The organism is Stenotrophomonas sp. YJH_SMC_21 (genome assembly GCF_059369555.1).
The window spans coordinates 1-8,972 of sequence record NZ_JCAFSU010000032.1; the positions used below are offsets into that span (position 1 = coordinate 1).

Annotated in this window: 6 protein-coding genes; 3 read left to right on the plus strand and 3 right to left on the minus strand. The window is 67.8% G+C overall.

All coding sequences use genetic code 11. The annotated features are described in order from the left end of the window. Positions 1–320: 320 nt before the first annotated feature. Positions 321–728, plus strand: coding sequence for a YciI family protein (locus AC5P67_RS20605; protein ID WP_010484148.1), 408 nt, complete (start codon positions 321–323; stop codon positions 726–728). Here the strand turns inward: AC5P67_RS20605 and AC5P67_RS20610 are convergent. Further along, the gene (locus tag AC5P67_RS20610; RefSeq protein ID WP_241889380.1) at positions 706–2,787 is read right to left on the minus strand and encodes an NHL repeat-containing protein; all 2,082 of its coding nucleotides are present in this window, start codon (positions 2,785–2,787) and stop codon (positions 706–708) included. The genes AC5P67_RS20605 and AC5P67_RS20610 overlap by 23 nt on opposite strands. A 165-nt stretch (positions 2,788–2,952) precedes the next feature. On the opposite strand from AC5P67_RS20610, the gene AC5P67_RS20615 reads away from it, so the two are divergent. Continuing rightward, positions 2,953–4,473: a tetratricopeptide repeat protein gene (locus AC5P67_RS20615; protein ID WP_241889381.1), complete on the plus strand. Its 1,521-nt coding sequence runs from the start codon at positions 2,953–2,955 to the stop codon at positions 4,471–4,473. 48 nt (positions 4,474–4,521) lie between these two features. Here the strand turns inward: AC5P67_RS20615 and AC5P67_RS20620 are convergent, their stop codons facing one another. Further along, a complete protein-coding gene (locus AC5P67_RS20620) occupies positions 4,522–5,298 on the minus strand; it encodes a lytic transglycosylase domain-containing protein (RefSeq protein WP_012479002.1) in 777 nt (258 codons plus the stop codon). Positions 5,299–5,536: 238 nt separating this feature from the next. Continuing rightward, entirely contained in the window at positions 5,537–6,910 is a 1,374-nt protein-coding gene (cycA, locus tag AC5P67_RS20625; protein ID WP_005412098.1) for a D-serine/D-alanine/glycine transporter, read from the minus strand. A gap of 230 nt (positions 6,911–7,140) precedes the next feature. On the opposite strand from cycA, the gene AC5P67_RS20630 reads away from it, so the two are divergent. Continuing rightward, positions 7,141–8,757 carry an EAL domain-containing protein gene (locus AC5P67_RS20630; RefSeq protein ID WP_495215179.1) on the plus strand — a complete coding sequence of 539 codons (1,617 nt, stop codon included), beginning with the start codon at positions 7,141–7,143 and terminating at the stop codon, positions 8,755–8,757. Positions 8,758–8,972 lie beyond the last annotated feature (215 nt).

The following is an 8,972-nucleotide window of genomic DNA, read 5'->3' on the forward strand; positions in this document are numbered from 1 at the left end:
GACCGATGTGGAGGTCTTGCAGGCCTCTTTGGCGACCTGCAGTTTGAAACGTGCGTCATATCTGTTCATGTATCCCTCGGGGTTGGATCTGACGTCCAACTCCCGGGGGTCACTTCATGGACGGGTTTACGGCGTCCCCCGACCCGCCAACCCACCCGGCCAACCGCCAGAAACCCAGCTTTCAGCTACCAACCCAACCCCACCACGGAGGGGCTCCGCCGTTCGCCGATCCCCGCCGAAGGCGCCGCCTCCCGCGCTGCAACATGCCCACGCGCAATCCTGCGCGATCATGGACACTCCGCCCCCGCCAGGACCGTGCCATGCAGCAGTACCTGCTTCTGATCTACATCGAGCCTGCCCTGCTGCAGGCCCTGCCCATCGAAGAATTCAACGCGCTGATGCGCGACTGCCTGGCCCACGCCGACAAGCTGCAGGCCGAGGGCACGCTGCTGGCCGCGCAGAAGCTGCAACCGGTCGACACCGCGCAGACCCTGCGCGTGCGCGATGGCCACAGCCGTGTACTGGATGGCCCGTTCGCCGAAACCCGCGAACTGCTGGCCGGCTTCAACCTGATCGTCGCCCGCGACCGCGACGAAGCCATGCGCATCGCCCGCGACTTCCCATGGGCGCGCTTCGGCAGCATCGAGGTGCGGCCGCTGGAAGACATGGACGCCGAGCGCGAACGCTGCGGCGCCCCGGCTGCGGCTATGGCAGCAGCCGTACCCTGATCTCGCGCGGGCCCACGCCTTCGTTACCGCTGTAGTCGCGCACGCTGGCGCGCACGATGTACTCGCCCGGCGGCAGCGCCGCCGGCTGCCAGCGCCCGGTTTCCATCAGGCCGTCACGCACGGTGTTGGTGGCCAGGTAACGGAACCGGGTCACCGCACTGCCATGCACCGTGATACCGCTGTCCGGTGCGTAGGCCACGCGCACCGCTTCCTTCTGCGGCGGCATGCGGTTGAACACGATGTTCCAGCGCGGCTGCTCGTAACCCTGCAGCGGCTTTCCGCCGGCATCGAGGATCTGGTAGCCCACCTGGTACATGCCCAGGCGACGACGCGGCAGGTTGTTGTCGACCTGGTCCCAGGCCTCGATCACGATCTGCACGCCGCGGCCCTGGCGCGCCACCATCACCACGCCATCGCTGCCGGCGGCCATCGGCTGGTCGTTGTCGTCCAGCAGCGCCACATCGGTGATGCGCGGTGCGAAGTGGTCGGCGTAGTTGTGGAAGCCCAGCGCCACGGCATTGGTCTCGAAACCACCGGTGCCCACGGCCAGGTGCACGTGCGCCTGGTTGTTGATGCTGCCCAGGCGGTCGCCGACGTGGATGCGCATGCCGCGGCGCACGCGCATCCGCTCCAGCTTGCCCTGCTCGTCATACAACGCCTGCCAGCGCGCATCGTAGGGCTCATCGCGCGGGGTGCGGCCGACCCGCATGTGGATGTACTTGAGGCGGTCCACCGCCAGGCCCTCGGCCTGCTCACCCAGGTTCCAGGCGGCCACCGGGCTGCTGATCTTGCCCTCGGCAATCGCCAGTACGGTCTGGCCCACATCACCGCGCACGTCGAAACCGCCATGCAGGTGGTGGCGGCTCTCGCCAGTGAAGTTGCCGCGCACCTCACCCAACGTACCGACCACTTCATGCCAACCGTCCTGCGGTGCCAGCGGCCAGCGACCGCCCGTCTCCGGCAACGCCGCATCGGCAGCCGGGCCGACCAGTGCCGGTGCCGGTAGTTCGCCCACCGGCAGCGGGCGCAGGCGATGCAGACGGTAGCTGGCGGCGTCGGCCACCAGCACGCTGCCATCGGCATCCATCGCCAGCCCGCTGGGGCGGGCCAGGCGCGGCAGGCGACCATTGCCAACCAGCGCGATCTGGTGACCCTGCGGCGTCACCTGCACGATGCGGCCATCAAGATCGCCCACGTACAGCACGCCATCGTGGGTGGTGGCCAGCGACAGCGGCCCATTGATCACGCCACCGGCGGCGACCACGGTGCTGACCGTGCCGTCGGCGCCTACGCGGCGCACCGCGTTGTTGAACAGGTCGGCCACCAGCAGCGCGCCCTGCGCATCGAAGGCCAACGCCACCGGCGTGTCGAAGCGCGCAGCGGCGCCCACGCCATCGGCCAGGCCCGGCCGATCGCCGCCGGCCAGGGTGCGCACCATGCCGTCGGTACCGATCACCCGGATGCGGTCATTGAAGGTGTCGGCCACGTAGACCTGGCCCTGCGCATCCACTGCGATGCCCATCGGCGCATCGAAGCGTGCCTGCACGGCAGGGCCATCGGCGTGGCCCTGTTCGCCACCGGCCAGCGTGGTCACCTGGCCATCGGTGCCGATGCGGCGGATGGCATGGTTGCCGGTGTCGGCCACATACAGGTTGCCCTGCGCGTCGGCGGCAATGCCCGACGGCGTATTGAAACTGGCCTGCAGTGCCGGGCCATCAACGCGCCCCTCGCCCTGCCCGGCCACCGTTTCAACGCGGCCATCGGGCAAGCGGCGGCGGATCCGGTTGTTGTCACCGGCATCCGTGAAATAGACGCTGCCATCGGCACCGCGCAGCAACGCGTACGGATCGGCGAAACGTGCCTGCGCGGACGCGCCATCGCGGTCACCCGGGTGGCCATCGCCGGCCAGCGGTTCGATCTGCGCGGTCCACGCCAGCGGCGTTGGAACCGGACCCGCCGGTTCAGCCAGCGTATGCAGCGGTGTCTCCCACCAGGTTGCGGCCAATGCCACTACCGTCGCCAATGCTACGCCTGCCGCCATCCATTGCCACCGTGCCATCGTGCTGCGCTGCCTGCCTGCCGTCTGAAGAGGCACCGACAATAGTCGCTGAACGCACGATCCGCCATGGCCAATCGTGCGGTCAAACGCCAGAGTTCCATCCATCGCGCTTGTTCTCGCTGGCTGCAGCGGGTTCAATGCGGTTCCCACGGATGGAAATCCTCCATGCCCCGCATCCTCCCCGTCGCCGCCCTGCTGTTTGCCGCATTGGCCAGCACATCCGCCACTGCTTCGATCACGGTGGTGCCGCAGAAGCCGTCCGTCACCGCCGATGCGATGCACCAGGCCTATGCCACGCGATGGGATGAAGCCATCCAGCAGTCGCGCAGTGGCAACACGCTGGGCGCGCTGATCGCGATGGAACGGCTGATGGAAGATCCGATGCTGGATGACTTCGATGCCGAACACCGCGGCCGTGCCGCGCAGGTGGCCGGCTGGACCGCAATGGTGCAGAAGAAGCCGGATCAGGCCCGACGCTACCTGCAGCGCGCGCAGGAAGCACTGCCGGAGGATGCGCAGATCCTGCTGACCCTGGTCTCGGTGGAACTGTCCGAGAACCAACCGGCACCTGCCACGAAGCACCTGGTGCAAGCGCTGAAGCATGCCGACGCGCCGTTGCCGGTGGACCACCACGCGATCAACTACCTGCAGTTCCGCCTGCGGGACCAGCCCCAGCAGCGCATGGAACTGCTGCAGGCGCTGTTCGACAACGGCTGGAAGAGCGGCGGCCTGGAACCCACCGGGCTGTGGCTGGCACTGGCCACGCTGCAGGCCGACAACGGCCGTGGCGACAGGATTCCCGCCACGCTGGCGCGCATCACCGGCCCCGCCGAGATCATCCGCCTGCGCAGTGACAAGCGGTTTGATCGCTATGTCGACCGCGCCGATGCCCGCTTCGATCCGGTGCAGGCTGCACAGAAACACCTCGACGAACTGCGGGTCTCCGGCCTGCTCGACCGGGCGCTGGACGCACGCATGGCCGAGTTCAGCAGTACGCTGCTGATGCTGGACCGCAACGAGGAAGTGCTGGCACTGACCGATGGCATGGCCGGTGCGGCGGCCGAAGGTGAGTCGCCCTCGGCGGCGGAAGCCGAATGGGTGGCATGGCTGCTCAACAGCCGGCTTACGGCGCTGCGCCGGTTGGGCCGTACCGACGATGCGCTGGCCACAGCCAGGCTGGCCGCACGCATCGGCGCGCTGGGCCCGGATGGTGCCGAGCACCAGTTCAACGTCGGCTTCGTGCTCAGTTCGCTGGGCCGCATGCAGGACGCTGCTGCCGCAGTGAATGACATGCCAGGCCTGGCCGGTTACGGCAAGGCGGCCCAGGCACTGCTGCAGTTCGCTGCCGCCCGCGAACGCGGCGATGCCCAGGCAATGGAAGCCGCACGCTCGGTGATCCTTGCCCAGCGCGACGACGCGCGCCTGTTCCATCGCGAAATGCTGCTGGACGAAGGCAACCTGGACGGCGCAGCCGCAGTGCTGATCGAACAGCTGCGCTCCCCCACCGACCGTGGCGAGACGCTGGCCAGCCTGCAGGACATGCGCACCTATCCGTCATTGCCAGGCGACGTGAAGATCGATGCGGCCTGGCGTGCGCTGAAGCAACGTGCCGACGTGCAGGCCGAGGTGGCACGCCTGGGCCGCATCGAGCGCTACGAACTGGTCAGCACTTCCACCTCGCGCTGAGCCGATGTCCTGTGGCGCCGAGCGTGGGCTCGGCACTACACCTTCCGCCTAGCGGGCTGGCACCTCGGTACGGATGCCCATCGCTTCGCGGTAGCGTGCATACAGGGCCATCACCTTGTCCACATAGGCCAGGGTTTCGGCGTAGGGCGGCACGCCCTTGTAGCGGGTGACTGCACCGATGCCCGCGTTGTAGGCGGCTGCCGCCAACGGGCGATCGCCGTTGTAGCGGCGCAGCAGCGCGCGCATGTAGCGCGCGCCGCCCTCGATCGACTGCTGCGGCGAGAACGGATCGCGCACGCCATATTCCTGTGCGGTCTCCGGCATCAACTGCATCACGCCCTGTGCGCCCTTGGTCGAGACCGCCAGCGCATCGAAGTTGCTTTCGGCATGGGCAATCGCGCGCAGCCATGCGTCATCGACACCGGTGGCCTTGGCCGCGGCCTTGAACTGCTTGGCGTGCTGCGCCAACTGCGGCTTGCCGACCTTGCCCAGGCCTTCGTGGGCAGGTTCGCCCGGCGGCGTGGCCACTGTGAACTTCAGGAACACCCGCGAGCCGGGCAGGTTGCGGGTGGAGTAGACCAGCGCGCCATCCTGCTCGCGCTCGTACAGCACGCCGCTGAACACGCCCATGTTGCCCCACAGGTTCGGGGTCTGGATGGCGTTGTCGTCGATTTCCTTCGCGGTGCAGCGTGAACCGGGTTCCGGCGCGGTGGCCAGGCTGACGGTGTTGCCCTGCACGCAGCGGTAGACGGTGCGCGCGGCGGCCAGCCCGGGCCACAGGCTGGGCAGCAGCAACAGCGCAAGCAGGAGAGGGTGACGGGGCATGGCGGCCGGATCATCCGGCCGCGCCCGCTAATGTTGGGTGAATGGGGGCCGGCAGGGCTGCGCCCTGCACCCGCGCGGGCACCGGCGCCGGCGCCGGCGCCGGCGGCGGTAGAGTCGACTGTCAGTCGACTATCGCGCGCAGCGCGGGGTTTTCCGGTGGCCCACGGGAGAGCAGTCGACTAACAGTCGACTCTACCGACGTTTCCGATTTCCGGCATTGCCGCCCCCGCATCCCCGGTCATTTCGCGGTCCTCCGACGCACCCAATACCCCACGCCCAGCAGCACGAACCACACCGGGCTGGCGATCAACGCCTGGCGGGTGTCGGCCTGCAGGCTCAGCAGCACCAGCACGGCGGCGAAGAACACCAGGCAGGCCCAGCACATGGCAACACCGCCGGGCATCTTGAAGATCGATGCGGCATGGCGCTCCGGGTAGCGACGGCGATAGGCCATGTAGGCCACCAGGATCAGCGACCAGACGAAGATGAACAGCACCGTCGCCAGCGTCGTCACCAGGGTGAAGGCGGTCACCAGGTTCGGAATCAGGTAGATCAGCAGCGTGCCACCGAGCAGGCACAGGCACGAGAACAGCAGGCCACGGGCGGGCACGGCGGCGCGTGACAACTTCGACAACCCGCGCGGGGCGTGCCCCTCTTCGGCCAGGCCGTACAGCATGCGGCTGGTGGAGAAGATGCCGCTGTTGGCCGAGGACGTGGCCGAGGTCAGCACCACGAAATTGATCAGGCTGGCGGCGGCAGGGATGCCGGCGAGCACGAACAGCTGCACGAACGGGCTCTTGTCCGGCACCACCTGGCGCCACGGGGTGACGGCCATGATCGCGATCAGCGCCAGCACGTAGAAGATGATGATGCGCACCGGGATCGAGTTGATCGCCTTGGGCAGGTTGCGCTCGGGGTCGGCGGTTTCGGCGGCGGTGGTGCCGACCAGCTCGATGCCGACGAAGGCGAACACCGCAATCTGGAAGCCGGCGAAGAAACCGACCAGCCCCATCGGGAACATGCCGCCGTCGTTCCACAGGTTCGACAGCGACGCGGTGTGGCCGCTGGGCGAGGTGAAGCCCCACGCCACCAGGCCGGCGCCGGTGATGATCAGCGCGCAGATCGCCACGATCTTGATCAGCGCGAACCAGAATTCCATTTCGCCGAACAGCTTCACCGTCACCAGGTTCAACGACAGCAGCAGCATCACGCACGCCAGCGCCGGCTTCCAGGCGTCAAGCCCGGGGAACCAGAACTGCGCGTAGGCGGCAATGGCGATCACATCGGCAATGGCGGTGACGATCCAGCAGAACCAGTACGTCCATCCACAGAAGAAGCCGGCCCAGGGGCCGAGCAGATCGGTGGAGAAATCGATGAAGGATTTGTACTGCAGGTTGGACAGCAGCAGCTCGCCCATCGCGCGCATCACGAAGAACAGCATCGCGCCGATGATCAGGTAGACGAAGACGATGGACGGGCCGGCCAGGCTGATGGTCTTGCCTGAGCCCATGAACAGGCCGGTGCCGATGGCACCACCGATGGCGATCAGTTGCAGGTGGCGGTTGGACAGGCTGCGACGCAGGTGCTCGGGGGGCGTTGCGGGCTCGGTCATGGGCGCGGGCAAAAGGGCGGGCGAAGCGTTCGACGGTAGTCCTCCACAGGCCGGAGCGCCAGCGTCGGATGGGCCAATCCCGTCAAACTTGGCCGCTTTCATCACAATGTGACCGAATACCGGATTCATCCCATTCCGCCCGGCCCGGCGCCATGCTCAGATAGCCGCACCTGCCCAAGGATCGGCCCGACCATGCGCCCTGCCCTGCCCGCCCCGCTGGAGCCCCGGCCATGAGCCGGCTGCGCGTGATCACCGGCGGCACCGCACTGGCGCTGCTGGCCGCAGCCGTGCCGATCGCGGTGATGGCCTATGCCACCTGGGACCGTGCGGTCAGTGTCGAGCAGCAGCGCCTGCGCGACATCGCCGGCCGCACCCTGCGCCGCGCCGACCAGTCCTACCTGGAAGCGCTGGCCGCGTTGAAGTCCGCCGAGGCCGGCGCCTACGATCCGTGCGGGCCGGACCACATCCGGCGCATGCAGACGCTGGTGATGACCTCGCCGTCGGTCGACCAGATGGGCTACTTCGAGGGTGGCAAGCTGCGCTGCACGTCGTGGGGCCCGTTCCTGTCCGACGTCAACCAGCCCAGGTCCGACCACGTCACCAGTGATGGCGCCGGCATCGCCGTGGATGTGCGCCCCGAGGCAAGCGGACGGCGCCAGGTCCTGTCGATCCTGTATGGCAACTACGACGTGCTGGTCGATCCGCGCCGCTTCGTCGATGTCATCGCCGACCCGAACGTGCGCCTTGCCCTGGCCAGCCCGGACGGCCGCCTCCTGGCCAGGCAGGACGGCATGGATCCGGCATTGCTGGAAACCCTGCTGCGCGCGCCCGGTGAGGGCCTGGACCACAACACCCTGTACGCCACCGCGCGCAACGAAGAGTGGCTGGCGATCGCAACCACGCCGCGTACCGCGCTTGCCGCGACCTTCCGCCAGCAGGCCTGGCTGTTCGTGCCGATCGGCGTTCTGCTGGCCGCCATCGGTGCCGGCCTGGTGATCTGGCTGTCGCGTCGCCGCCTGTCCCTGCGCGGCGAGCTGGCCACGGCGATCCGCCGCCGCGAGCTGTACCTGCACTATCAACCCATCATCGAACTGGATACCGGCATCTGCGTCGGCGCCGAGGCGCTGGTACGCTGGCAGCGCCCGGATGGCACCCAGGTGCGGCCGGACCTGTTCATTCCGCTGGCCGAAGAGGCCGGCATGATCGCCGCAGTCACCGATCTGGTGATCGAGAACGTGGTGCGCGACATGCGCGAACTGCTGGTGGCCGACCGCAGCGCGCACATTGCGATCAACCTGGCCGCCGAAGACATCAGCAGCGGCCGTGCGCTGAAGATGATCTCCAAGCACATGGCCGGCAGCGGCATCCTGCCGCAGCAGATCTGGATGGAAGCCACCGAGCGCGGCTTCCTCGATCTGGACCGCGCCCGCACGATGCTGGCACAGGCACGTCGGGCCGGGCACAGCGTGGCCATTGATGATTTCGGCGTCGGCTTCTCCAGCCTGCAGTACCTGGAGCAGCTGCCACTGGATGCGCTGAAGATCGACAAGTCGTTCATCGATGCGATCGGCACCGAGAGCGCGACCAGCCCGGTGACGCCGCACATCATCGACATGGCCAAGGAGCTGGGCCTGTGGGTGGTGGCCGAGGGCGTGGAAACCGAGGCACAGCTGGCGTACCTGCATACCCGGAAGGTCGAGTTCGCGCAGGGCTGGCTGTTCTCGCGGCCGCTGCCACGGGATGAGTTCGTGGCGTTCCACCACAAGCGGCAGCAGCGCTATGGCGCGGCACGGGAGCACATGCAGAATCCGCGCAGCGTGCCGATCGAGCGTGAGGGGGTGGAGTAGGACGGCGAACGGCGGAGCCCCTCGTGGCGGGTCGCGTATTGCTATCCCAGGGTTGGCCGGGACGGTCGGGTTCGCGGGGGACGCCGTAAACCCGTCCATGAAGTGACCCCCGGGAGTTGGACGTCAGATCCAACCCCGAGGGATACATGAACAGATATGACGCACGTTTCAAACTGCAGGTCGCCAAAGAGGCCTGCAAGACCTCCACATCGGTC